Below are 25,866 nucleotides of genomic sequence, written 5' to 3' on the forward strand. Positions count from 1 at the left end.
CAGGAAGAAGAATCAACAAGTGACTGAGTCATCCGTGTACAAGAACACTCCGCGTCCCCGTCCGATCACGGTGCCAAAGCTGCACCACGCGACGTTCATGACGATGGAGATCGACCCCATGGTCCGCTTCTACGAAGCCGTATGCGGACTGCAGCCCGTCTTCTACTCGGAGCACGCCGCCTGGCTGACCAACGACGAAGCGAACCACCGCATCGCGCTCCTGCGCATTCCCGGCACCAAGCCCCCCATCGACAAGCCGCACTCCGCCGGCCTGCACCACACGGCGTTTGAGTACGAAGACTTCGACGCATGGCTCGACAACTACGTGCGCCTGCGCGACATGGGAATCCACCCGGCATTCTGCATGGACCACGGCATGACCATGTCGATCTACTACAACGACCCCGATGGCAATGGCATCGAGATCCAGATCGACAACTTCCGCGACTGGGGCAAGTCGAAGGAGTGGATGTGGGCGTCGCGCGAGTTCGCTGAAGATCAGCTCGGCCCGCAGTTCGACCCCGACCTCCTCGTTGAGGCGCGCGCGCAGGGCGCCACGGCGGACGAGATTCACGTGCGTACCTACGCGGGCGAGTTCCGCCCCGCCGTCGAGGTGCCGAACCCGGCGTTCCCAGACGTGTGGGCGGCCAAGCTTGCCGCTGACCCCTCGCTCGCAAACGGAGTGCCGCTGCCGGGCGCTCCCCAGGAGAACTAAGCCATGCGCATTGCGAACCTCAAGGGCCGCGCCGCACTCATCACTGAGTCCGGCGCGGTCGACATCGCCACCGCGAGCGATGGAGCATTCGGCCCAGACCCAATGGATGTTTACGAGCGCTGGGCGGAGTTCCGCACGTGGGCGAGCACCGCGCCGACTGAGGGTGCGCCGTATGACGAGGCCGATCTCGACATTCCCGTGCCCCGCCCGCCGCAGATCATCGCCATTGGCGTGAACTACAAGGCTCACGCTGAAGAGGCGGGCATCCCGGACCCTGAAGAGCTCATCGTCTTCACGAAGTTCCGTTCGAGCCTTGCCGCGCCGAACGCGACCGTTGCGCTGCCAAGCGACGACGTCGACTACGAGACAGAGGTTGTCGTCGTGATCGGCGTTGAGGGTCATCGCATCGCGCTTGAGGATGCCTGGGACCATGTCGCTGGTGTCTCGATCGGTCAGGATTACTCGGAGCGCACCGTGCAGCGGCGCCCGCCGGTCCCGCAGTTCAGCATGGGCAAGTCGTTCCCCGGCTTCGGCCCGTTCGGCCCCGTTGTCGCCACCCCGGATGAGTTCGCCGACCGTGACGCCATCGAGTTCCGCGCCGTCCTCACGGGCCCTGGCATCGACGGCGAACTTGTCGTGCAAGAGGCAAACACCTCTGACATGTTTTTCGGAGTCGCTGAAAGCATCCACCGCCTGTCAAAGATCCTGACGCTCCTGCCCGGCGACATCATCTTCACCGGCACGCCGGCCGGTGTTGGGCTGTCTCGCGGCGTGCTCATGCGCCCCGGTCACGTCATGACGACTGAGTTGGTCGGCATCGGCTCCATTCGAAACACATTCATCGAGGGATGAGTGCGCACTCGACAGCGCCTGAAGTCAGCTGGGCGCCAACGCCCGAACAGCTCGCTGCAACACGACTGACGCAATTCCGCGACTGGGTCCAGACCCACCGGGGTATCGAGATCGCCGACTATGAGCAGATGTGGCTCTGGTCGACGACCGACATCGCTGGTTTTTGGGGAGCGGTGCGCGAGTTCTTCGGCATGGTTGGCGAGGGCTTTGACACACCGGCCCTCGTCGAAGAGCGGATGCCGGGTGCCGTCTGGTATCCGAACGCGCGTCTGAACTTTGCCGAGAATGTGTTGCGGCATGCGCTCGGGCGTGAATCCGAGCCGGCGGTCATCGACGTCTCAGAGGATGGCTCGCTGCAGGAGTGGTCGTGGCTCGACCTGACCACCAGGGTTGCGGTGCTCGCTGAGCGGCTCAAGCAGGCCGGTGTCTCACCGGGAGACCGTGTCGGCGCTGTCTTGCCAAACATCCCAGAGACCATCGTCGCCATGCTCGCAACAGCGAGTGTTGGCGCGATCTGGACCGTAAGTTCACCCGACCTCGCGCCGGGTGCAACACTCGACCGGCTGCGCCCGCTGGAGCCCGTCGTGCTCCTCGGCACCTTCGGGTACTTCTTCAAGGGCCGCTGGGTCGACACCGCTGCAGCCCTTGAGGGGATCGCCGCAGAGCTGCCGAGCGTGCGCTCGGTGTTCCTGGTGGGCTCAGCGCGAGGCGCAGAGCCCTTCGCTGGTGCGGAAGCGATTGACCTCACGGTGCAGCCCTCTGCCGAACTCGAGTTCGAGCGAGTCGGATTCTCCGAGCCGCTGTGGGTGCTCTTCTCCTCCGGCACAAGCGGTGCCCCCAAAGGCATCGTGCACTCTCACGGCGGAATCCTCCTGGAGGCGGCGAAAGGCATCGGCCTCCAGTTTGGGCTCGGCCCGGGAGACCGATACTTCACCGCCGCCAACACCGCATGGATGGTGTGGAACACGCTCGTCAACACGCTCTCTGTCGGGGCGGCGGTCGTCACCTATTCGGGTGCGCCAACGTGGCCTCGGGCCGACCGTCAGTTCGAGGTCGCATCGCTCGCGCGAGTGACAATGTTCTCCACGGGAGCCGCCTACCTCTCCCTGGTCGAAAAGTCGGGCCTTCGCCCGTCTGAAGACTGGGATCTGACCCCGCTCCACACGCTCATGTCGACGGGATCGGTGCTCTCGCCATCGACCTGGCGGTGGGTTCACGATGCCGTGAAGTCAGACGTGCATCTCAGCAGCGACTCGGGCGGCACCGACATCTGTAGTGGCTTCATCGGGGGCAACCCGTGGCAGCCGGTGCATCTCGGCGAACTGCAGGGCCCAACGCTGGGCGTGGCCATTCAGGTGCGCCGCGAAGACGGCTCTGAGGCCGACCTCGATGAGATCGGTGAGATGGTCATCACGAAGCCGATGCCATCGATGCCGGTCTGCTTCTGGAACGATGTCGACGGCGCACTCTACCGCGCAGCGTATTTCGACTCCGACCCCTCCGTCTGGACCCACGGCGACTGGATCAGTCGGACCCCGCGCGGCGGCTTCGTCGTGCACGGCCGCTCAGACGCCACCCTCAACCGGGATGGCGTTCGTATGGGCAGCGCCGATGTCTATGCCGCCCTCCAGGCGGTAGCCGAGGTGCGCAACGCGGTCGTGCTCGGCATCGAGCTTCCCGGTGCAAAGTACTGGATGCCGCTGTTTGTTGAGCTCGTCGATGGCGTAGAACTTGACGACGAGCTGCGGAATACGATTCGCCTCGCGATTCGGAGTCGGGCGAGCGCCCGGCATGTTCCTGACGCAATTGAGCAGGTGCCCGGAATCCCGATGACCCATGCGGGCAAGCGCATCGAGATTCCTCTCAAAAAACTGTTCCTCGGCAGGTCCGACGCCGAGGCGGTGAATCGCGGATCGCTCACAAACCCAGAATCAGTCGATTGGTTCGTGGGCCGCGCAGCAGAATTCATTGCAGATCACAAAGGAGTGAATGAATGAACGACAAGGTCTGGGATGTCACGATCGTCGGCCAGGGGGTCGTCGGTCAATTGATGTCGGTGCTGCTCGCGCAGGCGGGCCACAGCGTGCTCACACTCGAGCGGCATGAGGCGGCATATTCGCTCCCTCGCGCGGTGCACTACACGGCAGACGTGAGCCGCACCCTCGCGGGTGTCGGCATTACCAAAGACCGTCAGGCCGAGTTCGGCGTCTGGAGTGAGAGCTATGACTGGCTCACCGCCGATGGCGATCTCATGCTCACCTTCCCGAGCCCGATCGATGGGCCTCAGGGATGGCCTGAAGCAACCATGTTCAACCAGCCCGGTCTTGAAGCGGCGCTCGGCGAGCGGCAGGAGCGCCTCACCACGCTGACGAGGCGTCGAGGCACCGAGGTTGTCGGCGTTGACCAGGCTGACGACGTGGTCACGCTGCAGGTTCGCACGGTCGACGGCATTGAGGAGCTGCGCTCACGCTACGTCGTCGGATGCGACGGCGCGAACAGCACAGTGCGTGACCTTCTCGGAATGGAGATCACCGACCTCGACTTCACTTCAGACTTCCTCGTCATGGACCTCCTTGTGCCAGACGGGCTTCGGGAGTGGTCACCGACCGACGGTCAGATTTGCGATCCGATGCGGCCCACCTCCGCTGTGTCGGGCGGTCCAGGCCGCAGACGCTTCGAGTTCATGCTGATGCCGGGGGAGCCCCGCGAGGTATCGCACGAGCTTGCGTGGAGCCTTGCATCCCCGTGGGAGCTCACTCCAGACAATTGCGAACTCGAGCGCCTCGCCGTTTACACCTTCAAGGCGCGCTGCGCCGAAGAGTGGCGCCGGGGACGCGTGTTTATCGCGGGTGATGCTGCCCACCAGATGCCACCGTTCTTCGGCGTCGGCATGGTGAGCGGTATTCGCGACGCCGCGAACCTGTGGTGGAAGCTTGATCTCGTGCTTCGCGGCGACGCTCCTGATGAGTTCCTCGACACCTACCAGACCGAGCGATACGTGAATGTGCAGTATTCGCTCGGAATGTCGGTCGAGCTTGGTCGCATCATCTGCGAAACCGAGCCCGAGAAGGTGCTCGCCCGCAACCTTCACTTCTTGGAAAAGGGCCCGTTGCCCTGGAACGCAATGCCACCAGTGCCGCCGGAGGTACTCGGAGCTGGCTACTTCCCTCACGGCGCACCCGGCGACGACCCTATCGCCGGTCGCATCGGCGTGCAGGGGCGCGTGCAGCAGGCAGATGGCAGCATCTCGCTGCCAGACGAGTTCACGTTCGGCTCATCGCTCGTCGTGCTCGATGGACGGGCGTTCGCGCCTGACGAGGTGGCCGCTGTTCGTGCCGCACTCCCATCACGCGTCGACAGCCACCTGCTCGTCGTTGTCGCTCCGACGGATGGTCTCCCCGCGGAGGGCACCGTTGCCGATGTGGACAATCGATACCTGCCGTACCTCGAGGCCGCCGGTGCGGTCGCGGTGGTGTTCCGACCCGACTTCCATGCGTTTGGCAGCGCCCGAACCGTCGAAGACGCGGTCCGGCTCGTTGCACATCTCACACCGGCGGCCAACGCCGCCGCATGATCGAAAGGAGACCCCATGGGTTTCGAAGACAACGACGCCGTCATCGTCTCAATTGCACGCACCCCGATCGGTCGCGCCCGCAAGGGTGGCCTCGTCAATGTTCGCGGTGATGAACTCGCCCGTCAGGTGTTCGCCGCAGTGATCGCGAACGTGCCCGACGTAGAGATCACCGATATCGACGACCTCATGCTGGGCTCGGCCGAGCCGAGCGGAGAGCAGGGCTACAACCTCGCCCGCATGGTTGCAGTGCTGCTCGGACACGACTCGCTGCCAGGCACGACGGTGAACCGCTTCTGCGCATCGTCGATCCAGACCACGAGGATGGCGTTCCATGCGATCCGTGCGGGGGAGGGAGATGCCTTCCTCGTCGGTGGCGTCGAATCGACCTCACGCTTTGGACTCATTCCCCCGGCCGGCAACCCGGAGTTCGACGCCCCTGCGGCGAAGACCCAGGAGATGATGGCGAACGGCACGCCCTGGACCGACCCTCGGCAGGCTGGTCTCGTGCCTGACGCCTACATCCAGATGGGCCACACGGCAGAGCATGTCGCCCGGATCACCGGAACCTCGCGCGAAGATCAAGATGCGTTCGCGGCCCGATCGCAGCGCCTCGCGGCCGAGTCCGCAACGAACGGATTCTTCGCTCGTGAGATCGTCCCAGTTGTGCGCCCAGACGGGTCCATCTTCTCGGCAGACGACAGTCTGCGACCAGCAACGACCGCAGAGACCCTCGCCGAGCTCGACCCGGTGTTCTCGCCCGTGGGAACCGTCACGGCGGGGAACGCGTGTCCACTCAACGACGGCGCTTCAGCCGCCATGGTGGTCTCGGGTGCCTACGCCAAGAAGAAGGGCCTCACGCCGCTCGCAAAGATCGTGTCGACCGGCGTGAGCGGCGTATCCCCAGAGATCATGGGGCTTGGGCCGGTTGAGTCATCGCGTCGAGCGCTCACCCGGGCGGGGCTCACAATCGCGGATCTCGATATCGTCGAGATCAACGAGGCCTTCGCGGCGCAGGTGCTGCCAAGTGCCAGAGAACTGGGCATCGACGAAGAGCAGCAGCTCAACCCCTTCGGCGGCTCGATCGCCATTGGCCACCCATTTGGCGCGACCGGCGTTCGCCTCATCGGCACGCTGCTCAACGGCCTGCGCACGCGGGACCAGGCGCTCGGCATGGCAACCCTGTGCGTTGGTGGCGGTCAGGGGATGGCGATCGTCGTCGAACGTCTCAACTAACGAGGTCTGGGGCACTAACGAGGACTGGGGCGTCGCCGCGTCAGCGCGGTAGCGTTGGGTCATGAGCAAGGTACGCAGTGCCGATCAATCGGCGTATACCGTCGCGGTCGCCGTCGGCCAGTTCGCCCCCGGTGCCGACAAGGAACAGAACCTTGCAAGCATCCGTGATCTCGCGACGACTGCGGCGTCGCGCGGGGCCGGACTCGTGATCTTTCCCGAATACTCGTCGTACTTCACCCCGACGCTCGACGAACAGACGGTGCAGGCGGCAGAACCGCTCGATGGGCCATTCGCTTCAGGCCTCGCCGTCATCGCAAAAGTGCTCGGCATCCACATCGTCGCGGGACTTGTCGAAGAGACGATGGGCGGTGACCGTGTCTACAACACGGTGATCGCGATCGACCCTGGCGGGCGCCGCGTTGCGTCGTACCGCAAGCTGCACCTCTACGACGCCTTCGGTCAACGCGAGTCGGAGTGGGTCGCCCCTGGGGGTATTGAACCGCCAGAGACGTTCGAGGTTGACGGCATGCGCGTGGGTCTGCAGACCTGCTATGACCTGCGATTTCCCGAGGTCACTCGTCGACTCGCTGACGCCGGCGTCGACCTCGTCGCCTGCCCGAGCGAGTGGGTGCGCGGACCGCTCAAAGAGCAGCACTGGCGCACGCTCGTCACCGCGCGAGCGCTTGAGAACACGCTCTATGTGGCGGCTGCCGACCATGCCCCGCCGATCGGCGCGGGCAACAGCATGATTGTTGACCCCATGGGCGTCGAAGTTGTGACAATCGGTGAGACGAGCGACGTTGCCCTCACTTGGGTGACAAGCGACCGCATCGCCCACGTACGCAGCGTCAACCCCGCGTTGAAATTGCGCAGATTTGGGGTACACGAACGCTAGCTCAGCGACCGAGCGCCCAATAGAGTAGCCCTGCAGCGCTGTTCGGGGGGAGCATCAAATGACAGAGCCATATCGGGTGATCGTGGTCGAAGACGATCCAGACGTCGCCTTCTATGTGAAGACCGTGCTGACGAAGCAGGGATGCATCGTCCAGACCTTCACCGATCCATCGTTCGCTCAGCAGGCGATGCGCCTGTACGAGCCCGATGTCGTCATCACCGACATCGAGATGCCTGGCATCACCGGAATCGAGCTCATCGAGAAGGTGCGGGCCGTGCGGCCGGGCACGCCCGTTGTCGTCATGACGGCGCATGTTTCGGTTGACTATGCGGTCGAGGCGCTGCGGGCAAACGCCGATGAGTTCCTCACCAAGCCGATCTCCTCGAGCGACCTCATCGCCGTCGTGACTCGGCTCGCTGAGGAGTTCCGTTCTGCGAAAGAGAGCATTCCAGACCCCGAAGTCGTGCTTGCGATCGGGGCGCACCCCGACGATGTGGAGGTCGGGGTCGGTGGAATCCTGCTGACGCACCGTGCTGCTGGCGACGCCGTGCACATCCTGACCTTGTCGCGTGGCGGCCGCGGCGGTCATGTGAGCGATCGGCAGTCAGAGGCGTTTGTCGCCGCCGAGATGCTCGGAGCGCGACTGCACCTTGAGGACTTGACCGACACCGAGATCAGCGAGAACGAACCGACCATCAGCATGATCCAGCGGGTGGTTGACGAGGTGAAGCCAACAGTCGTCTACGTGCACAGCAACCATGACATGCACCAGGACCACCGAGCGGTGCACAAGGCGGCCTTGCTCGCCACTCGCGACGTGCGGAGTGTCTCGTGCTATCAAGCCGCGTCGGCGACCGTAGATTTTCGCCCAAACCGCTTCGTGAATATCGATGGCTGGCTCGAGCACAAGATCCAACTCGTGCAAGCGCACCGCTCGCAGGTGCAGGTGAGTCGCTATCACTCCTCAGAAATTCTTGCGGCGACCGCACGCTACTGGTCGCGCTTCGGTGAGGGCTCCGCGTGTGAGCCGCTCGAAATCGTGCGGGATTCCGGCGATCTTTCGTCGAGCCCAGGCGACGTAGCCCAGGCGCTGAAAGCGCAGCGCAACGCTCGAGCTCGCCAACTGCCGCAATGATGGCGGCTCCAGCCGACGATAGGGCCGAGCGTCAGGCTGCGCGTGCTGCTTCGCCACCGGACCGCAACAGAATCAGTTCGCCGTTCTTGCTCCAGGTGCCAATTACCGCGACGGTGTTCGTTGCGATCGCCTGGGTGGTCCTCAGCGACACAGCCGTGCTTGACTCGGTGGCGCTCTCGCTGTCGATAGCAACCCTCGTCGTCGCGATCGGCGTCTCGATCGGCGTCTCGATCCTGCTCCCGAGATCTGAGCGCTTCTGGATCGTGATACCGCTCCTTTCGATGCTCGCGATAGCATTCGCGAGGATCGCAATCGGGCCAGTAATCACCCCCGCTATCGTGCTTCCCGTGCTGCTGCTTGCGCTCGGCCGCGGCATTCGTGGCGTCATCGCCTCGGCGCTCGCGACGCTCGCCGTGTTCGCGCTCCCCGCCGTGTGGCCACCGTCTTTCGGCGCTCCGGTCCTCCCGATGGCGCTCGAAGTGATCGTGATCATCTGCGTGGTCGTGACCGTTGCGATCGTGCTCAACACTGTCATGGCCGACAATCGCAACAAGATTGAGGCGAACGAAAAGCTCGTCGAAGAGCGCGAGGCGGCGCTGAATGATGCCGTTGACCTCGTGCGGCGGTTGCGTGAAAACGAGGCGCAGCTTGAGTCGGCCGGTCACCTGTTCCGTTCCGTGCTCGACTCGGTGACGCGTCAGTCGGTGATCGGCACCGACCTTTCAGGGCTCATCGACGTGTGGAACACGGGTGCGGAGTCGATCCTCGGACAGTCGGCGCACGATGTGATCGGCAAGCGGTACATCCACGAGTTCCATCTCGACTCCGAGCTCGAACAGCGCGCGCAGGAGCTCGGCTATCCGGCCGGCGCGACCGTGCTCAATCCGGGGTTTTCGGCACTCGTCGAAGTTGCGCGACTCGGGGGCTCCGAAGATCGCGACTGGACCTATATTCGCGGCAACGGCGAGACGATCTCGGCGCACGTCGCCGTCACCCCACGCATCGACGAAAATGGCCGGACCGTCGGCTATATTTTCGTCGGCGCGGATGTCACCGATGTGAAAGAGCTCGCGAAACTCCAAGACGAGTTCGTTGGCCTCGTCTCGCACGAGCTCCGCACGCCCGTGAGCTCAATCCTCGGGTACCTCGAACTCATGCGCGACTCGAGCGACCCGCTCTCAGACGAGCAGCTCCAGTACCTCGGGGTCGCCGAGCGCAACGCCCACCGTCTGCTCCGGCTCGTCGGCGACCTCCTCTTCACCGCACAGGTCGCGGCGCATAAGTTCCCGATCGAGAGGGCAGAAACGGATGTCAATGCGGTTGTTGCGGCATCCGTAGAGTCTGCCAGGCCGTCGTCGCAGGCGATGAATGTGCTGCTCCTCTCCAAACCCTCGGCCGAGGGCCGGCCCATTGTCGATGGCGACGCGACGCGCATCGCCCAAGCCTGCGACAACCTGCTCTCGAATGCGATCAAATTCACCCCGCGCGGTGGCACCGTGACGGTCGCGGTCGAAACGCTCGGATCGGTTGTGCGCATTGCCGTGCGCGATACGGGGATTGGCATCCCGCCCGACGAGATCGCGATGCTGTCGACGCGCTTCTTTCGTGCGTCGACTGCCACGAGGGCTGCCGTGCAGGGGGTCGGGCTCGGCCTGTCGATCACGAAGGCCATCGTCACGGCGCACGGTGGCTCACTTTCGGCCGAGAGCGAAGTTGGTGTCGGCACGGTCTTCATGTTCACCCTGCCGCTGCTCCGCATCGACAAGGAAATCGACACGTAGTCGGGAGAGCGCGGTGCTACCTTCGGCCGCGCAGGTCGAGCAAGCGTGCTGATGCTTCCTCGATGATGGCATCCTGTTTGCAGAAGGCGAAGCGCACGAGCGTCGCGACCTCGCTCCGAGCATCCGGATGCACGAACGCCGTGAGCGGGACCGCCGCGACCCCCACCCGTTCCGGGAGTTCGCGGCAGAAGTCGTGCGCGTCGGTCACGCCGACAGGGGCCGCGTCGGCGACGATGAAATATCCGGCGCTCGGCAGATGCACGGTAAGGCCAGCGGCAGTGAGGCCAGCCGCGAGCAAATCACGTCGGCGGCGCAACGTGTCGGCGGCGTCGACAAAGAACCGATCCGGCAGGCCGAGACCCACCGCAATCGCGGGTTGCAGCGGGGCAGCATTCGCATAGGTGAGGTACTGCTTGACGGCGAGGATTGCCTGCAGAAGCGGGGCTGGGGCAGTGAGCCACCCGAGCTTCCACCCCGTCGTGTTGAAAGTCTTGCCGCCACTCGAGATTGTCACGGTGCGCTCGGCTGCACCCTCGATGGTCGCGATCGGAGTGTGCGGGGTGTCGAAGATGAGGTGCTCGTAGACCTCGTCGGTGACGATGATGGCGTCGTGGCGATGCGCGAGCTCGACGATGAGGGCGAGGGTCTCGGCGCTGAACACCGTGCCGGTGGGATTGTGCGGGTCGTTCACGAGGATGATGCGGGTCGCGTCGGTCACGGCTGCGCGAAGCTCGTCGTGATCGGGCTGGAACCCTGGTGCGCGCAACGACACGGTGCGATGGATCGCGCGGCCGAGCCCGATAATCGCCCCGTAGGAGTCATAGAACGGCGAGAACGTGACGACCTCATCGCCTGGCTCGGTGAGCGCGAGGATCGTCGCAGCGAGGGCTTCCGTCGCGCCCGCCGTCACCATCACCTCCGTGTCTGGGTCGACATCGAGCCCATAGAAGCGGCGCTGGTGAGTGGCGATCGCCTGTCGGAGCACCGGGAACCCGATGCCGGGCGGGTACTGGTTGATGCCGTCGCTGATGGCCTGCCGCGCGGCATCCAGCACTTCGACCGGGCCGTCCTCGTCGGGAAACCCTTGACCCAGGTTGATCGCCCCCGTGCGGGTTGCGAGCGCCGTCATCTCGGCAAAAATTGTTTGGCTCAGCGTGCCATCCGGGGCAAGGAGCAGCGCCGCTTTTGCGGCCAGCGACCAAGATCCTGCAACGGTCATGGTGGTGCTCCCATCGTTGATCACAGGCTAGCGTGGGTGCCGATCGGGAATCCTCTCGGGTCAAATGCGTTGCACATGCAAGGGTCGGCAGGCTCCGAGCGCGTCCATAGGCGACGCAAAGGTTCGGCGTGGAGGCTTGCATCATTCGAAAGGAACCCCTCATGACTGAACGGCACGACACCCCCGAAGAGACGAGCGGCAACGAAGCTGAGGCCGCGGCGCAGCCAGCCACCGAGACCACCCCGGTCGAGCCTGTCGCTGAGTCAGCGCCCGCGTCAGCAGCGCCCGCGTCAGCAGCACCCGCGTCAGCCGACGCGACGCCGGCCGCGTCAGCCGCACCCGCGTCATCCGACGCGACGCCGGCATCCTCCGACGAACCATCGCCAGGGTCGGAGCACGCGGCATCCGCATCGCCGACCGCCGTCATCCCGCCCGCGGCAGACAAGCCCGCGGCAGACAAGGTCAAGGCAGACAAGCCCAAGCGCACCGTCAGCGCGAGTGTGGTTGCGGTCGCGACCATCGCCGCGCTCGTCGGCGGAGTCGTCGGTGCTGGCACCTTCGCAGCGATCTCCGGTCGCAGCAGCGAGACCGCCAGCCAGCAGGGCACGGTCGGCACGAACATCACCGTGAACGACGTCGCCGACGCGACCGTCATTAGCGGCGTTGCCGCGACCGTTTCTCCCTCGATCGTGACCCTCACGGTGACGGGAGCGTCGTCGTCTGGCAGCGGGTCCGGAGTCGTGCTCACCGAGGACGGGTACATCCTCACGAACGCGCACGTCGCGACGCTGAGTGGAGCAACCTCCGAGCCGACGATCGAGGTGCAGACTTCCGACGGCCAACTCTTCGAGGCCACGCTCGTCGGCACCGACTCGATTGCCGATCTCGCGGTGATCAAGGTCGATGCGGATGTGACATTCCAGCCCGCAGAGTTCGCCGACTCCGATGAGCTCAATGTCGGCGACACGGCCATCGCGATCGGCGCCCCTCTCGGGCTCGCCAACACCGTGACCACCGGTGTCGTGAGTGCCCTCAACCGCAGCATCACGGTCGCCTCGTCAGAGGCTCCGGAGTCAGAAGAGGTGCCCGATGACTCAGAACAGGCACCCGATGAGTTCGGTCCCTTCGACTTCTGGGAGTTCGACAACGGCCAGGGCGAGGGGCAGGGCAACACGCAGACCTCCTCGACCATCGCGCTTCCCGTCATCCAGACCGACGCGGCGATCAACCCCGGCAACTCCGGCGGTGCACTGCTTGATGAAGACGGCAAGGTCATCGGCATCAACGTCGCAATCGCGAGCACCGGCAGCACTGATTCAGAGACGGCCGGCAGCATCGGCGTCGGCTTCGCGATCCCCTCGAACTACGCGCAGCGCGTGGCCGACGAGCTCATGGAGACAGGAACCGCGAGTCACGGTCTGCTCGGTGCCACAGTGGCGGATGTCACGGACGACACGAACGTCGAGTCGTCGACCGTCGGCGCATCCATCCAGGATGTGACGGAGGGTGGCGCGGCCGAGGAGGCCGGTCTGCAGTCTGGCGATGTTGTGGTCGAGTTCAACGGCCTCCCCATCACCGGCAAGACCGACCTCACGGCGCAGGTTCGTGTGCTCGCCGGTGGCGAAGAAGCAGAGATCGTGTATGTGCGCGATGGTGAGCGTCGCACCGCGACGGTCACGCTCGGGGAGCTCAGCTAACCGGGGCACGCAGCACGCTGCTGGTAGGCTCGGCGCAGCCCGCGACACTTCTGTCGCGGGTTGTTCCGATCCCTGCAACGACTGGAAAGCATGCCGCGAGAGACCACTGAGCACCCCGGTGTCTCGTATGTGATGCCGGTCCTCAACGAGGTGGAGCACATCGAGGCGGCGGTGCTGAGCCTCACCGGCCAGGACTACGCGGGGGAGTGCGAGATCGTGCTCGCTCTCGGCCCGAGCGTCGATGGCACCAACCGGGTGATCGAGCAGCTTGCGCAAGAAGATCCTCGCATCCGCAGCATCCCGAACGAACTCGGGAGCACTCCCGGTGGACTGAACGCGGCGATTAGGGCCTCAAGCCATCCCATCGTCGTTCGTGTCGACGCCCACTCGGTGCTGCCACCCGACTACACACGGATTGCGGTCGAGACGCTCCTCCGCACGGGCGCCGACAATGTCGGGGGCATCATGCTCGCGGAGGGCGTGACCCCGTTCGAGCGGGCCGTCGCTCACGCCTACGGCTCCAAGGCTGGTCTCGGTGGCACCCCGCACCACATTGGTGGCACAGAGGGTCCGGCCGAGACGGCGTATCTTGGTACCTTCCAGCGCCACCGCTTGCTTGAGGTCGGTCTCTTCGATGAGGGGATCAAGCGGGGCCAGGACTGGGAGCTCAATCGTCGACTTCGGGGGAGCGGCGGCACCGTGTGGTTCACGCCGGCGCTCAAGGTCGTCTACCGGCCCCGCTCGAGTCTCAATCGGCTCGTCCGTCAGTTCGTCGCGACCGGGATCTGGCGTGGTGAGCTCGCTCGGCGATTCCCACGCGAGAACGGACTTCGATACTTTGTGCCGCCCGTCGCCGTGATCGGCATCGTGCTCGGCATCGCGCTCGGATTCATCGGGCTCGCGACCGGATCGTGGCTCGTCGCCGCATTCGCTGTTCCCGCGCTCTACGCCCTCTTCGTGATCGCCGCGGCAGTGTCGGTCTTGCGCGCAGAAGGTGTCGGGTCGGCGCTGTGGTACCTCCTGGTGTTGCCGTGCATCCACTTCGGCTGGGGCACGGGCTTTGTGCTCGGCTTCTTGAAGCTCAGCCGCAACATCACGACGCAGACGGGAAGGTGACATGAACGCCGGAACACCACGGGGTCGCCCAGAGTCGATCGCGCAGTTGCGTGCTGTGGCCCAGCCGCCGGAGGTGCGCCTCCGCGCAAACGCCGAGCACTGGACAGCGTCGCTCTACCTGCGAGACCTTTCGCCGTATCTCACCTGGATGCTGCTGCGCACGTCGATCTCAGCGAACGGGGTCACGGGTGTCATGATTTTGGTCGGGTGGGGCACCGCTCTCTCGCTGCTCATCCCAGGCATCGGCGGGGCGGTGCTTGCGCTGGCAATGGGGCAACTCCAGATGCTGGTGGACTGCTGCGATGGCGAGGTCGCGAGGTGGCGCGGCACGAGCTCGCCCGCCGGCGTGTTCCTCGACAAGGTCGGGCACTACACAACCGAGGCGCTCATCCCCATCGTGCTCGGTATCCGCGCCGCCGGCTTCCCCTTCGACGCACCCGAGGACTTCTTCTGGACCACGCTCGGTCTCTTGCTCGCCGTCTTCATCATCCTCAACAAGGCGCTCAACGACATGGTGCACGTCGCGCGGGCGAACGCCGGCCTGCCGAAGCTTGCAGACCGCCGCGGCGAGTCCGAGCCAGACCAGCGCATTGTCGCGAAGCTGCGCCGGGCTGCGCGGTTCGTGCCGTTCCACCGCCTGTATCACTCGGTCGAGCTCACCATTCTGGCGTTTGCCGCTGCCATCGTTGGGCTCTTCATCGGCCCAGAGCTCGCCGACCGTGCGCTGCTCATCGCCCTCGTGCCGCTCGCGGCGCTCGCCCTTGCCGGGCACTTTGTGGCGATCATGGCCTCCCGCCGCGTTCGAGCGTGACATGAGCAGTCCAGCACACCCGACGGTGGGGGTTGTCGTGCTCACGCAGGGCACCCGACCCGACGATCTTGCCGCCGGGCTTGCGAGCGTGATCGCGCAGGAGGGCGTTGAGCTCGACATTGTTGTCGTCGGCAACGGCTGGCAGCCGAGTGGCCTGCCCGCGGGGGTGCGCGGCGTCGGGCTTGCCGAGAATCTCGGCATCCCGGCCGGCCGTAATCGCGGGGTCGATCACGTTTCTGGCGAATGGCTGTTCTTTCTCGACGACGACGCGAGCGTGCCATCGAACACGTTCATTGCCGACGCCATCGCGCTCATGATGCGCGAACCCGACATTGGGCTCGTCCAGCCACGCGTCGTCGACCCTTCTGGCGTCACAAACCCTCGACGGTGGGTTCCGCGCATCCGCAAGGGTGAAGCGGATGCCTCGAGCAACGTGTTTTCGGTGTGGGAGGGTGCGCTCGTCATGCCGCGTGCGGTGTTCGACGCGACCGGCGGCTGGGCCGAGCCGTTCTTTTATGCCCACGAGGGCATCGAGCTGGCGTGGCGGGTGTGGGATCAGGGCTTGCGCACCTGGTACGCGGGCAATCTCGTTGCGCACCACCCCGCGATCGAGCCGACCCGGCACTCGTACTACTACCGCCTCAACGCCCGCAATCGTGTGTGGCTCGCAAAGCGGAACCTTCCGTGGGTGCTCGCGCCCATCTATGTGGCGACCTGGACGGGCATCCAGGTGCTGCGGTGGGCGCGGAACCCCGCCGCCTTGCGCGCGTGGTTTGGTGGATGGTGGGCCGGCTGGCGAGAACCCGCGGGTGAGCGCCGCAGCATCAGGTGGGTAACGGTTTGGCGGATGACCCGTGCTGGCCGTCCACCGTTGGTTTAATAGCGTGGTGCGCCCGATCCACGACCTCAAGACGGCTCGTCGTCTGGTCACCAACCTGTTGCGAAATCGGCGCACCCGCGGCGCGCTCGCTACGCGACTCGAGGCCGCCGAAACACCCGAGCCTCGCAGCATCCAGATCGCGGTGTACTTTGCAGACACGGCCGTGAATCTCTATCAGGTGCGCCAGTGGTTTGCGCCGCTCGCTGCGCTCTCGAAGCGCTGGCCGGTCGCCATCATCTCGCGCTCGCCCAGCGCCATGCTGCGGCTCATGGAGGAGTCGCCGGTGCCGGTGGTGTACGCGCGCAAGGTCGTCGATCTCGAGCAGTTTGTGGCCGAGCAGGATGTGCGCATCGTGTTCTATGTCAACCAGAACGCCCGCAACTTTCAGATGTTCCGGTATGGCCGCATGTGGCACGTGTTCATCAACCACGGCGAGTCCGACAAGATGTACATGACGACCAACCAGTTCAAGGCCTACGACTACAGCCTCATCGCGGGCGAGGCTGCGCACGAGCGGCTCAGCCGCAAGCTGTGGGGGTTCGACGTCGATCAGCGCACGATTCAGATCGGGCGACCACAGGCCGATCATGTCGATGGTGAGCTGCCCTACACGCCCGACGAGCGCACGGTGGTGCTGTACTCGCCGACGTGGGAGGGCGACCGGGCCGCCGCCGCCTACGGTTCGGTTGCGTCGCACGGTGTCGCGCTGACGTCCGCGCTGCTCGCCGACTCTCGCTTCAGGCTCATCTACCGCCCGCATCCGCGCACGGGCGTGCTCGACCCCGCCAGCCGGAGTGCAAACGAGGCAATCATTGCGGCGATTGCGCGAGCGAATGCACTCGATCCGGCGGCGCAGCATGTGTTCGATGACGGTCCGACACTTGGCTGGCAGTTGGCCACCTCGGATGTCGCGATCACCGACATTTCGGCCATGATCTACGACCGGCTCGCGACGGGCAGACCGTTGCTCGTCACGCGTCCTGCCGCGGCTGAGGCGGAGGTTGATGCGGAAGGCTACCTCGGTGGCGCGGAATGGCTCACGGCGGAGGATGCTTCGCAGGTCGTGGCGCACGTCGAGCGGGTCCGCGACGACGCTGACGCGCTCGAAACCCTGAAGTTCTGGGTGCATCGCCATTTCGGCGATACCTCGAAGGGCGCGGCGACAGCACGGTTCCATGCGGCGATCGAGCGGCTTATGGGGGAGTGGGAGCGCCACGCCACACTGCACCGTGGCGATCGGGTCGAGCGTGGGGCGGACCCGTTTACGGGCGATGAAGACGATGAAGCGGGTCCTGGCACCGAGTAGACGCCAGCGCTGAGTGGGGTGGCAGCGCTGAGCTAGACGGCAGCGGTGAGTGCCTTTATTCGGTGCGGGCCTGCGACCCGTACTCGTCTGGAGTTACAGTGCTGTCGGACGATCCGCGTGTCGGCCCGGCCGTGAGTTGGCGCCGAAGGGGAACGACCTTGGGCAGGCGTTTGACGAGCGGCACCCGCGGCGGCTTCAGCTGCTCGAGGTTGGGCGGAAAGAAGGCTGGGGCCGGCCCGAACGCCTCACGCGAGGAGTCGACAATCTTGCGGCCGAGCAGGTGGCTCGCGGTGCCGCCGATCACGGCGCCGATGCCGAACGGCATGAGGCGGCCGACTGCGCCCGTCGTGGTGTTGCGGGCGAAGCGGGCGAGGAATGCACGCTTGACGCGGTCGGCGATTTGTCCCATGAACGCTTGTGGCACGGAGCGTCCGATCACATCGCCCCAGAACGCGGTGCGGGGAATGCCACTGCCGGTGGCCTGTGCGGCGAGGCTCTTGACGAGCTCCGCGCCTGTTGTGCCGAGCATCATTGCCATGACGATGGTGCGCGCGCGGTCGGGGTCGGTGACGGCGATGCCGTGAATCTCGGTCACCGACTGCGCGAAGAGCGCGCTGACTTCGAGAAACACCCCCGTCTCGACCCCCGTCAGCGCGAGGCTCACGCCCGTGCCGACGCCGGGGATGACGGCGGCAGCACCGACGCTGGCTCCGCCGGCGGTGACGGTGGTGAGGTAGTGCCGTTCGAGGATGCGAATGATCTGCTCTGGGCTCGCATTCGGATGCTTGCGGCGCACGTTTCGCACGTGTGCGAGCACCGCCGGCCGCTGCGTCGTGAGCAACCGGTCAAACCCTCGCACGGCCATCGTGTCGGTGGTCGTCTCAGGTGTCACAGTCTGCCCCTCGGGTCGATGCTGCCGGTGCTGTGCCGACTTTGAGTGCCGACGCGGCAATCTTAGGCTGGTCGTCTGGATGCTCCGCGGTGGCGGCCATCGCCAGGGTGGTGTAGCCCCGCGACGGCGTGGGGCTAGGCGTTGTAGTCGGCGTTGTAGCGGTCGAGCACTTCGCCGATCGGTGCGTCGAGCACGAGTCGGCCCTTATCGAGGTAGAGCCCCCGCGTGCAGAAACGCTTGAGGTCGCGCTCGTTGTGCGAGACGAAGAAGAGCGTGCGCCCGCCGTCGAGCAGCTCTTCGATGCGGCGATAGCACTTCTCGCGGAATGCCTTGTCGCCGACCGCGAGCACCTCATCGACGAGCATGATGGGTTCTTCTAGGCGCGAAATCACGGCGAAGGCGATGCGCACGCGCATGCCACTCGAGAGGTGCTTGTAGGGGGTGTCGAGAAAGTCGCCGATTTCGGCGAACTCGACGATCTCGTCGAAGCGTTCGTTGATCTCGGCGCGCGACATGCCGTGCAGCCCGGCCGTGAGGAACACGTTCTCACGCACTGTGAGGTCGTCGACGAACCCTCCCGTGATTTCGATGAGGGGTGCGACACCGCCGTGCACCCCGACGCTCCCCTCGTCGGGGAGGATGACCTCGGCGACGAGCTTGAGGAGGGTCGACTTGCCCTGACCGTTGCGGCCGACAACCCCGATCGCCTCGCCGGCGGTCACGGTGAAGTCGACGCTGCGCAAGGCCCAGAATTCATCGGGGCGGCCTCGCCGCTTGCGTCCGGCAAAAAGGTCCTTGAAGCTGCGCCTGGCACGCCGATTGCGCTTGAACCGGATGCCTGCACCGGCGACCTCGATGACCGGCGTGTCGGCGCGAGCTGCGGTGGCATCCATCAGATCTCCTTCAGCACGGCACGCTCGGTGCGGCGGAACACGAGAAGCCCGACCGCGAGGAAGGCGACGCTCATGGCGGCACCGATGCCGATCGTGAGCCAGTCGAGCTGGTCTGGAAAGAACGCCGCCCGGTAGAGCGAGAAGATGCCGGCGAGCGGATTGAACGACGCCCAGAAGTGCAGCTCCTCTGGCAGATCGGTGACGCCGTAGATGATGGGCGAGGCGTAGAAGAGAAAGCGAAGTGCGAGTTTGGTCGCGCGTTCGAGATCCCTGAAGAAGACGACGAGTGGCGCGACCATGAGACCGATGCCCATGATCAGCATCCCCTGCAGCAGGATCGCGAGCGGGAAGAACACGACCTGCCAGTGCAGCTCGGCGCTTGTCGCGATCGCGAAGACGGCGAGCACGGGGAGGCTGGCGACGAACTCGATGCCCTTCGAGAGCACGATGCGATTGACCCAGATGGTGCGGGGCAGTTTGGTCGAGCGCACGAGCTTCGCCTCGCGGATGAATGCGCGGGTGCTGTCACTGACCGCGCCGTTGAACCACATCCAAGGCAGCAGCGCGACGAGCAGAAAGACAATGTATGGCTGCTCGCCGACCGAGCGATCGAAGACCTGGGTGAAGACAAACCAGTAGATCGATGCCATGACGAGCGGGTCGAGAATCGACCAGACATAGCCAAGGGCCGAAGTCGAGTACCGCACCCGCAGGTCGCGCACCGTAAGCAGCCACAGGGAGCGCCGATAGCGTTCGATGGGCGTCCACTGCGGGCGCGGAAGATTGCGTTCGGACACGGAGCTATCGTATTGGGTCGCGCGGAACCAACCCTGTCAGGCGCTCCCTGTCAGGTGCTGACGTGCGGGCGATTACCGGTGCAGGCGAAACGCCGCTCGATTAGCTGAAGAGCAGGTTCGCGCGCTCAAGGTCTTCGGCGAAGTCAACCTCGACGGCGTAGAGGTCAGAGATGTCGACCGGCTCAAAGGTGAGCTTGTCTTGCTCGATAGCAAGCTCGATGCCGCGCTCGAAATAGTCCTGGTCGCCGACACGAGCGAGCTGGCGCAGGAGCGCAGCCTTGTCGTCGCGAGCGACATAGTTGATGCCGACCGCTTCGCCGAGACCACCGACGACTGTCTTCGAAAGCTCATTGATGTAGCCGTGCGCGTCGGTCGTGTACTTGACCTCTTCGTCAGAAACGCTCGAGGTGTTGACGGTGACGAACGACTGGTCGCGCGTGACCAGCTTGGCGGCGCGCTCAAGAGCTTCGGGGTCGAATACAACGTCACCGTTCATCCACAGCACGCCACCGGGGGTTGAGGCGCGAAGGGCACGCATGAGGCTCTTCGAGGTGTTGGTGACGTCGTACTGCTCGTTGTAGACGAAGGATGCTTCGGGGAACGCCTCGATGATGTGCTCGAGCTTGTAGCCGACGACAATGCTCACCTTGGCGTTGCGACCGAATGCCTGGTGGATGTTGTCGAACTGCTGCTGCATGATCGTGCGGCCGTCACTCAATTCGGTAAGCGACTTGGGCAGGCTGCGGCCGAGCCGGCTGCCCATGCCTGCGGCGAGAATGACGATCTGGGTGCTCACGAATTGATCTCCTTAGTGAAGAGTGAAGGGTACGACCGCGGATTTGGGAACCCCTGACAGGCTTCTGAACAACTCCCGTGCATTTCGAAAGCAGATGTTCATGTGCTGTTCAGGACGCGGTGAACGGCGTGACACCTCGTTGTGCTGGTCTCTACGGTAGCGAGGTCTGTGCCAATCGGCACTGGTTCTCAGCGGTCTGTGGTCATTTCGTGACACAACCGGGACATCCGGCTGCTCCTGCGCGGCAGGGATTGGTACGGTTGACCAGTGACTCAAGACCCCGGCGCGAAGTCGACACCCTCAGCGATCGACCAGGTGCTGTCGCGGTTTGACGAGCTCATCAATCAGCTCACCGCCCCTGTCCCCGCGCCATCAGACGCGGCCGAAGCGGAGACTCTTGTTGAGCCGGAGCCCGTCGTCGCCGAAGCGCAGGCTTTTGTTGAGTCGGAGCCCGTCGTCGAAGCCGAACCTGCTCCGGTCGTCGAAACCCGGCCCGTTGAGGCTGAGTTCGTCGAAGCTGAACCCGTCGAGGCTGAACCGGTCGAGGCTCACCCGGTCGAAGCTCGGCTCGCCCCGGCGCCGTCTCGTGCCGTGCCGTATGCCACTGATGCACCTGTCGTGCTCTCGGTCTCTGGCCTCGTCAAGCGATTCGGCAGCACGGTCGCGGTCGACGGCGTCGACCTGCAGGTGCACGCGGGGCAGATTTTCGGCATTGTCGGACCAAACGGTGCGGGCAAGACCACGACCCTTTCGATCGTGACGGGCGTGCTGCGTCCCGACCAGGGTGAAGTGCTCGTCAATGGGCGGAACGTCTGGACCGACCCCGCCGCAGTGAAGCGCGAAGTCGGCATCCTGCCCGACCGACTGTTGCTCTTCGATCGCCTCACCGGTCGCCAGCTGCTCTACTACTCCGGCATGCTGCGGGGCCTCGACCGTGCGACCGTCATCTCCCGTACCGCCGACCTCATCACCGCATTCGACCTCTCCGATGCGCAGGATCGTCTCGTCACCGACTATTCCGCGGGCATGACGCGCAAGGTCGCGCTCGCCGCAGCCATGATCCATTCCCCGCGACTGCTCATCCTTGATGAGCCGTTCGAATCGGTCGACGCGGTCTCAGTCGCGACGGTGCTCGGCATTCTGCGCAGCTACGCCCGAGCCGGTGGCACCGTGGTGCTCTCAAGTCACAGCATGGACCTCGTCGAGAGCTTCTGTGACTCGGTCGCTGTGGTGGCTGAGGGCCGCATTCTCACCAGCGGCACCACCGAGAGTGTGCGTGGCAACATTTCGCTTGAGGATCGCTTCGTGAGCCTTATCGGCGACCTCCAGCGCGGGGAGGACATGGAGTGGTTGCGCTCTTTCTCCGACTGAGGCTCACCCAGTTCTCGCACGCGCTGCGTCGCCGGCCCGAGCAGCTCTTCGGGTTTGTGCTCCTGCTTGCCGTCGGACTCGCCCTCACGTCGTACGTGATCGATGCGTTCACGGGGCTCCCCGATCAGGCGCTCACCGACGCCGCGACGCGCGGGGTGCTCACGGGTTCGGTGCTCACGTTCGCGTTTGTTGCTGTGCCGTTCCTCGCCTCCGCCGACGACGTTGCCGACCCGCGGGTGTTCGGCCCCCTTGGCCTCACGCCGGGTGTTGTGGCTCGTGGTCTTGCGCTCAGTGGACTGCTGAGCGTGCCGTCACTGCTGCTCGCTGTCGTCGCCTTCGCGCACTACTCCGCCTGGTCGGCGTGGCCCGGCACAACGCTGATCTCCGCGTTTTCGGCAGTGCTCATTGTTGCAACGGGTGTGCTCGGTGCGCGGCTCACCAGGTCGCTCGGTGCCCTCGTGTTCGCGACGCGACGCACTCGAGAGATGGCGGGGCTCCTCGGTGTGCTCGCCCTCGTCACGGCCGTGCCGTTTGTCCTCGGCCTGTGGCTCGGCGGTCGCGCGACAGGGGTCGCCGACCGTGTCGTCGAGATCGCGCAAGCGCTCGGAGCATCGCCGCTCGGGCTTGCGTGGGCTGCGCCGGCGGATGCTGCAGCGGGCGACGTCGAGGGAGCCTGGGCCAAGCTCGGCCTGGCCGTGGCATTCTTCGCCGTGCTGTGGGCGCTGTGGCTTGCCCTCGTGTGGCGCATGCTGCGGTCTCGCGCCGCAGTCGATCCGGCCCTTGAGGTCGGGAGCCGCGGCTTGGGCTGGTTCGACGTGTTTCCGCGGTCCGAGGTGGGTGCGATCGCCGCCCGCAGCGTGACCTATTGGGTTCGTGACGGGCGCTACAAGCTTGCGCTCGCCGTCATCCCGGTCGTCTCGATTATTGTCGTCATTCCTTTCTTCGTCGTCGGCGTGTGGTGGCAAAACCTCGCTCTCGTGCCGCTGCCGGTCGCCTGTCTCTTTCTCGGCTGGTTTCTCCACAACGACCTCGCGCACGACAACACTGCGCTGTGGCTGCACGTCGCCTCCAACGTTTCAGGGCTGGCCGACAGGCTCGGTCGTGCGCTGCCCGTGCTTGCGCTCGGCACTGTCGTGATCGCGATCTTCACCCCGCTCTCGGTGTCGAGCTACGGCGACTGGTCTGTGCTGCCCTCGATGCTCGGGGTGTGTTTCTCGCTCCTCTTCTCGGGGGTCGGAATCTCGAGCTACTTCTCTGCTCGATTCCCGTATGCGGCCGTGCGTCCTGGGGCGAGCCCCTTCGCGCAGCCGCAGTCATCGGCAAGCTCCGCAGGCCAGGCCTTCTCGTTCGTGCTCATCATCATCGCCGCGCTGCCGGCGATTGGACTCGCCGGCCTTGAGCTCGCCGAGGGCGGCGACTGGGGCATGCTCTCGCTCGGTGTCGGCGTCCTGCTCGGCCTGGCAGTGTTGGCGCTCGGTATATTCCTCGGCGCGAGAACCTTCTCGCGACAGGCGCCTGAGCTGCTCGCCTTCACACTGCGGAACTGACCCTGTCAGAACCCGCGGGAGCGCCTACCATTGATGCCATGAGCGACACGGAACACACGGGCGGCGGCACCGACACCCTCGATCGCGAACTCGAGGAGCTTCTCAACCAGGAGCAGGTCGAAGACGGCGATCACGAGCGCTTTTCGCACTATGTCAACAAAGACAAGATCATGAAGTCGGCACTGAGTGGCCGACCCGTGATCGCCCTGTGCGGCAAAGTGTGGACTCCAGGGCGCGACCCACAGAAGTTTCCCGTGTGCCCAACGTGCAAAGAGATCTACGAGACGATGAAGAAGTAGCCTCTGGTTCACGGTGACGTGAACCGAGGCGTCGGAGCCACAGATGTTCAGGATTGATCACAGCGCCGTGACCCCACCGTTCGAGCAACTGCGGGCGCAAGTGGTCGAGCAGGTTCGGGCCGGACGGCTCGCCTCCGGCGCCAAACTCCCGACCGTGCGAGGACTCGCCGCCGACCTCGGGCTCGCCACCAACACGGTGGCCCGTGCCTACCGCGAGCTTGAGGCCGACGGCATCATCGAGACGCGCGGCCGTGCGGGTTCCTTCGTCTCGGCACACGGTGACGCTGCCGAGCGCCGGGTGCAAAACCTGGCACGAGCGTTCGCCGCTGATGTGGCCCACCTCGGCGTCGACCGCGATGTCGCGCTCGGCTGGGTTGCGGCGGCGCTCAAGGAGTAGCGCGCAGGACGCCGGTCGAGGAGTCACGCTCCTCAACCGGCGTCGCTGCTCAGAACTGGTTCATCGTGTTGTGCTGGCCGCCGGCCTTGAGCGCGGCCTCACCGGCAAAGTACTCCTTGTGGTTGTCTCCGATATCCGAGCCAGCCATGTTCTGGTGCTTCACGGTCGCAACCCCTTCCCGGATCTCACGACGCTGCACGCCCTTGACGTAGGCGAGCATGCCCTCTTCGGCGAAGTACCCCTTCGCGAGGTCATCCGTCGACAGTGCGGCCGTGTGATACGTCGGCAGCGTGATGAGGTGGTGGAAGATGCCAGCCTGTGCTGAGCCCTCGCGCTGGAAGTTGCGGATCATGTCATCTGCACGGCGAGCCAGCTCCGTCTCGTCGAAGTCGATGCTCATGAGTTTGTCGCGATCGTAGGCCGAGACATCCGCGCCCTCAGCCTGCAGCGCGTCGAAGGCCTGCTGGCGAAAGTTCAGCGTCCAGTTGAACGACGGGCTGTTGTTGTAGACCAGCTTCGCGTTGGGGACAACCTTGCGGATTTCGTTCATCATTCCGGCGATCTGTCCGACGTGCGGCTTCTCCGTCTCAATCCACAGCAGGTCCGCGCCGTGTTGCAGCGACGTGATGCTGTCGAGCACACAGCGCTCCTCGCCGGTGCCCTGGCGGAACTGGAACAGATTGCTGCTGAGTCGCTTGGGGCGCAGCAGCTTGCCATCTCGCTTGATGACGACGTCGCCATTGCCGAGCTCAGCATCCGTGATCTCCTCCACATCGAGGAAGGAGTTGTACTGATCGCCGAGGTCGCCCGGGGCACGGGTCACCGCAAGCTTCTGCGTGAGGCCAGCACCGAGCGAGTCAGTGCGAGCGACGATGACACCGTTGTGAATGCCGAGCTCGAGAAACGCGTAGCGCACCGCGTTCACCTTGGCGAGGAAGTCCTCGTGCGGCACCGTGACCTTGCCGTCTTGGTGGCCACACTGCTTCTCGTCGGAGACCTGATTCTCGATCTGAATTGCGCACGCACCGGCCTCGATCATCTTCTTGGCAAGAAGATAGGTCGCTTCAGGGTTGCCGAAGCCCGCGTCGATGTCGGCGATGATCGGCACGACATGGGTCTCGTAGGTGTCGATCTGGTGCTGGATGAACTCGACCGCAGTGTCGTCCCCCGCGGAGCGGGCGTTGTCGAGCTGGGTGAAGAGCAGATCTAGTTCGCGAGCGTCGGCCTGACGCAAGAACGTGTAGAGCTCGGCGATGAGGGCCGGCACCGCCGTCTTCTCGTGCATGGACTGGTCGGGCAGCGGGCCGAACTCCGAACGCAGCGCTGCGATCATCCATCCGGAGAGATAGAGATAGCGCTTGTTCGTCGTCTTGAGGTGCTTCTTGATGGAGATCAGCTTCTGCTGGCCAATAAAACCGTGCCACACGCCGAGGGACTGCGTGTAGACCGACGAATCGGCGTCGTACTCCGCCATGTCCTTGCGCATGATGTCGGCCGTGTACTGGGCGATCTCAAGGCCGGTTCGAAACCGGTTCTGCGCGCGCATCCTCGCCACGGACTCTGGCTGGATGGCATCCCAGCTGCTGCCGAACTGCTGCTTGAGGTCTTCGATCGACGCGATGTCGTCGCTGTAGGTGCTCATGATTCTTGGTTCCTTACG

The 25,866-nt window shown here is 64.9% G+C and carries 23 protein-coding genes; 17 read left to right on the top strand and 6 right to left on the bottom strand.

Going from position 1 to position 25,866, the window contains the following annotated elements; genetic code table 11:
• Positions 1 to 19: 19 nt before the first annotated feature.
• The 8 genes from ACY48M_RS07215 (at position 20) to ACY48M_RS07250 (ending at position 10,185) form a co-directional block, all read left to right on the top strand.
• Positions 20 to 715 carry a VOC family protein gene (locus tag ACY48M_RS07215; protein WP_462819593.1) on the top strand — a complete coding sequence of 232 codons (696 nt, stop codon included), beginning with the start codon at positions 20 to 22 and terminating at the stop codon, positions 713 to 715.
• A gap of 3 nt (positions 716 to 718) precedes the next feature.
• On the top strand, positions 719 to 1,567 hold the full coding sequence (locus tag ACY48M_RS07220) for a fumarylacetoacetate hydrolase family protein (protein WP_462819594.1): 849 nt from the start codon (positions 719 to 721) through the stop codon (positions 1,565 to 1,567).
• Entirely contained in the window at positions 1,564 to 3,564 is a 2,001-nt protein-coding gene (locus ACY48M_RS07225) for an acetoacetate--CoA ligase (protein ID WP_462819595.1), read from the top strand. Before ACY48M_RS07220 ends, ACY48M_RS07225 begins: the two co-directional genes overlap by 4 nt.
• Entirely contained in the window at positions 3,561 to 5,141 is a 1,581-nt protein-coding gene (locus ACY48M_RS07230; protein ID WP_462819596.1) for a bifunctional 3-(3-hydroxy-phenyl)propionate/3-hydroxycinnamic acid hydroxylase, read from the top strand. The genes ACY48M_RS07225 and ACY48M_RS07230 overlap by 4 nt, the downstream gene beginning before the upstream one ends.
• Before the next feature lie 15 nt (positions 5,142 to 5,156).
• Positions 5,157 to 6,374 (top strand): acetyl-CoA C-acetyltransferase, encoded by a 1,218-nt coding sequence (locus ACY48M_RS07235; RefSeq protein ID WP_462819597.1) that lies wholly within the window; start codon positions 5,157 to 5,159, stop codon positions 6,372 to 6,374.
• Between the two features lie 61 nt (positions 6,375 to 6,435).
• Positions 6,436 to 7,269, top strand: a complete 834-nt coding sequence (locus ACY48M_RS07240; protein ID WP_462819598.1) for a carbon-nitrogen hydrolase family protein — start codon at positions 6,436 to 6,438, stop codon at positions 7,267 to 7,269.
• A 58-nt stretch (positions 7,270 to 7,327) separates the two neighbouring features.
• Positions 7,328 to 8,404 (top strand): PIG-L deacetylase family protein, encoded by a 1,077-nt coding sequence (locus ACY48M_RS07245; RefSeq protein ID WP_462819599.1) that lies wholly within the window; start codon positions 7,328 to 7,330, stop codon positions 8,402 to 8,404.
• A gap of 95 nt (positions 8,405 to 8,499) precedes the next feature.
• The gene (locus ACY48M_RS07250) at positions 8,500 to 10,185 is read left to right on the top strand and encodes a sensor histidine kinase (RefSeq protein ID WP_462819887.1); all 1,686 of its coding nucleotides are present in this window, start codon (positions 8,500 to 8,502) and stop codon (positions 10,183 to 10,185) included.
• Positions 10,186 to 10,201: 16 nt separating this feature from the next.
• Here the strand turns inward: ACY48M_RS07250 and ACY48M_RS07255 are convergent, their stop codons facing one another.
• Entirely contained in the window at positions 10,202 to 11,404 is a 1,203-nt protein-coding gene (locus ACY48M_RS07255; protein ID WP_462819600.1) for an aminotransferase class I/II-fold pyridoxal phosphate-dependent enzyme, read from the bottom strand.
• Positions 11,405 to 11,565: 161 nt separating this feature from the next.
• Between ACY48M_RS07255 and ACY48M_RS07260 the strand changes: the two genes are divergently transcribed.
• The 5 genes from ACY48M_RS07260 (at position 11,566) to ACY48M_RS07280 (ending at position 17,214) form a co-directional block, all read left to right on the top strand.
• Complete coding sequence (locus ACY48M_RS07260; protein ID WP_462819601.1) at positions 11,566 to 13,101, top strand: S1C family serine protease; 1,536 nt, start codon at positions 11,566 to 11,568, stop codon at positions 13,099 to 13,101.
• A 90-nt stretch (positions 13,102 to 13,191) separates the two neighbouring features.
• Entirely contained in the window at positions 13,192 to 14,217 is a 1,026-nt protein-coding gene (locus tag ACY48M_RS07265) for a glycosyltransferase family 2 protein (protein ID WP_462819602.1), read from the top strand.
• A 1-nt stretch (position 14,218) separates the two neighbouring features.
• Entirely contained in the window at positions 14,219 to 15,028 is an 810-nt protein-coding gene (locus ACY48M_RS07270; RefSeq protein WP_462819603.1) for a CDP-alcohol phosphatidyltransferase family protein, read from the top strand.
• Position 15,029: 1 nt separating this feature from the next.
• Positions 15,030 to 15,908 carry a glycosyltransferase family 2 protein gene (locus tag ACY48M_RS07275; RefSeq protein WP_462819604.1) on the top strand — a complete coding sequence of 293 codons (879 nt, stop codon included), beginning with the start codon at positions 15,030 to 15,032 and terminating at the stop codon, positions 15,906 to 15,908.
• A gap of 7 nt (positions 15,909 to 15,915) precedes the next feature.
• Entirely contained in the window at positions 15,916 to 17,214 is a 1,299-nt protein-coding gene (locus ACY48M_RS07280) for a CDP-glycerol glycerophosphotransferase family protein (protein ID WP_462819605.1), read from the top strand.
• Between the two features lie 55 nt (positions 17,215 to 17,269).
• Here the strand turns inward: ACY48M_RS07280 and ACY48M_RS07285 are convergent, their stop codons facing one another.
• The 4 genes from ACY48M_RS07285 to ACY48M_RS07300 form a co-directional block, all read right to left on the bottom strand.
• Entirely contained in the window at positions 17,270 to 18,106 is an 837-nt protein-coding gene (locus ACY48M_RS07285) for a hypothetical protein (RefSeq protein ID WP_462819606.1), read from the bottom strand.
• Between the two features lie 134 nt (positions 18,107 to 18,240).
• Entirely contained in the window at positions 18,241 to 18,999 is a 759-nt protein-coding gene (locus ACY48M_RS07290; RefSeq protein WP_462819607.1) for an ABC transporter ATP-binding protein, read from the bottom strand.
• On the bottom strand, positions 18,999 to 19,796 hold the full coding sequence (locus ACY48M_RS07295; RefSeq protein ID WP_462819608.1) for an ABC transporter permease: 798 nt from the start codon (positions 19,794 to 19,796) through the stop codon (positions 18,999 to 19,001). The genes ACY48M_RS07290 and ACY48M_RS07295 overlap by 1 nt, the downstream gene beginning before the upstream one ends.
• Before the next feature lie 100 nt (positions 19,797 to 19,896).
• On the bottom strand, positions 19,897 to 20,592 hold the full coding sequence (locus tag ACY48M_RS07300) for a phosphocholine cytidylyltransferase family protein (protein ID WP_462819609.1): 696 nt from the start codon (positions 20,590 to 20,592) through the stop codon (positions 19,897 to 19,899).
• 267 nt (positions 20,593 to 20,859) lie between these two features.
• Between ACY48M_RS07300 and ACY48M_RS07305 the strand changes: the two genes are divergently transcribed.
• The 4 genes from ACY48M_RS07305 to ACY48M_RS07320 are packed head-to-tail and all read left to right on the top strand — an operon-like array spanning position 20,860 to position 24,206.
• Positions 20,860 to 21,963 carry an ABC transporter ATP-binding protein gene (locus ACY48M_RS07305; protein WP_462819610.1) on the top strand — a complete coding sequence of 368 codons (1,104 nt, stop codon included), beginning with the start codon at positions 20,860 to 20,862 and terminating at the stop codon, positions 21,961 to 21,963.
• Positions 21,939 to 23,510 carry an ABC transporter permease gene (locus ACY48M_RS07310; RefSeq protein ID WP_462819611.1) on the top strand — a complete coding sequence of 524 codons (1,572 nt, stop codon included), beginning with the start codon at positions 21,939 to 21,941 and terminating at the stop codon, positions 23,508 to 23,510. The genes ACY48M_RS07305 and ACY48M_RS07310 overlap by 25 nt, the downstream gene beginning before the upstream one ends.
• A 38-nt stretch (positions 23,511 to 23,548) precedes the next feature.
• Positions 23,549 to 23,809 (top strand): DUF3039 domain-containing protein, encoded by a 261-nt coding sequence (locus ACY48M_RS07315; protein ID WP_462819612.1) that lies wholly within the window; start codon positions 23,549 to 23,551, stop codon positions 23,807 to 23,809.
• 43 nt (positions 23,810 to 23,852) lie between these two features.
• On the top strand, positions 23,853 to 24,206 hold the full coding sequence (locus tag ACY48M_RS07320) for a GntR family transcriptional regulator (protein ID WP_462819613.1): 354 nt from the start codon (positions 23,853 to 23,855) through the stop codon (positions 24,204 to 24,206).
• A 49-nt stretch (positions 24,207 to 24,255) separates the two neighbouring features.
• On the opposite strand, the gene ACY48M_RS07325 is transcribed toward ACY48M_RS07320, so the two are convergent.
• A complete protein-coding gene (locus tag ACY48M_RS07325; RefSeq protein ID WP_462819614.1) occupies positions 24,256 to 25,848 on the bottom strand; it encodes an isocitrate lyase in 1,593 nt (530 codons plus the stop codon).
• Between the last annotated feature and the right edge of the window lie 18 nt (positions 25,849 to 25,866).

The organism is Homoserinimonas flava, from assembly GCF_054969005.1.

Excerpts from the sequence above, each read along its gene's own strand:
- ACY48M_RS07320 (WP_462819613.1), top strand. The coding sequence starts at position 23,853 with ATGTTCAGGATTGATCACAGCGCCGTGACCCCACCGTTCGAGCAACTG.
- ACY48M_RS07240 (WP_462819598.1), top strand. The coding sequence starts at position 6,436 with ATGAGCAAGGTACGCAGTGCCGATCAATCGGCGTATACCGTCGCGGTC.
- ACY48M_RS07275 (WP_462819604.1), top strand. The coding sequence starts at position 15,030 with ATGAGCAGTCCAGCACACCCGACGGTGGGGGTTGTCGTGCTCACGCAG.
- ACY48M_RS07290 (WP_462819607.1), bottom strand. The coding sequence starts at position 18,999 with ATGGATGCCACCGCAGCTCGCGCCGACACGCCGGTCATCGAGGTCGCC.
- ACY48M_RS07315 (WP_462819612.1), top strand. The coding sequence starts at position 23,549 with ATGAGCGACACGGAACACACGGGCGGCGGCACCGACACCCTCGATCGC.
- ACY48M_RS07255 (WP_462819600.1), bottom strand. The coding sequence starts at position 11,404 with ATGACCGTTGCAGGATCTTGGTCGCTGGCCGCAAAAGCGGCGCTGCTC.
- ACY48M_RS07245 (WP_462819599.1), top strand. The coding sequence starts at position 7,328 with ATGACAGAGCCATATCGGGTGATCGTGGTCGAAGACGATCCAGACGTC.
- ACY48M_RS07265 (WP_462819602.1), top strand. The coding sequence starts at position 13,192 with ATGCCGCGAGAGACCACTGAGCACCCCGGTGTCTCGTATGTGATGCCG.
- ACY48M_RS07325 (WP_462819614.1), bottom strand. The coding sequence starts at position 25,848 with ATGAGCACCTACAGCGACGACATCGCGTCGATCGAAGACCTCAAGCAG.
- ACY48M_RS07220 (WP_462819594.1), top strand. The coding sequence starts at position 719 with ATGCGCATTGCGAACCTCAAGGGCCGCGCCGCACTCATCACTGAGTCC.
- ACY48M_RS07235 (WP_462819597.1), top strand. The coding sequence starts at position 5,157 with ATGGGTTTCGAAGACAACGACGCCGTCATCGTCTCAATTGCACGCACC.
- ACY48M_RS07225 (WP_462819595.1), top strand. The coding sequence starts at position 1,564 with ATGAGTGCGCACTCGACAGCGCCTGAAGTCAGCTGGGCGCCAACGCCC.
- ACY48M_RS07270 (WP_462819603.1), top strand. The coding sequence starts at position 14,219 with ATGAACGCCGGAACACCACGGGGTCGCCCAGAGTCGATCGCGCAGTTG.
- ACY48M_RS07230 (WP_462819596.1), top strand. The coding sequence starts at position 3,561 with ATGAACGACAAGGTCTGGGATGTCACGATCGTCGGCCAGGGGGTCGTC.
- ACY48M_RS07260 (WP_462819601.1), top strand. The coding sequence starts at position 11,566 with ATGACTGAACGGCACGACACCCCCGAAGAGACGAGCGGCAACGAAGCT.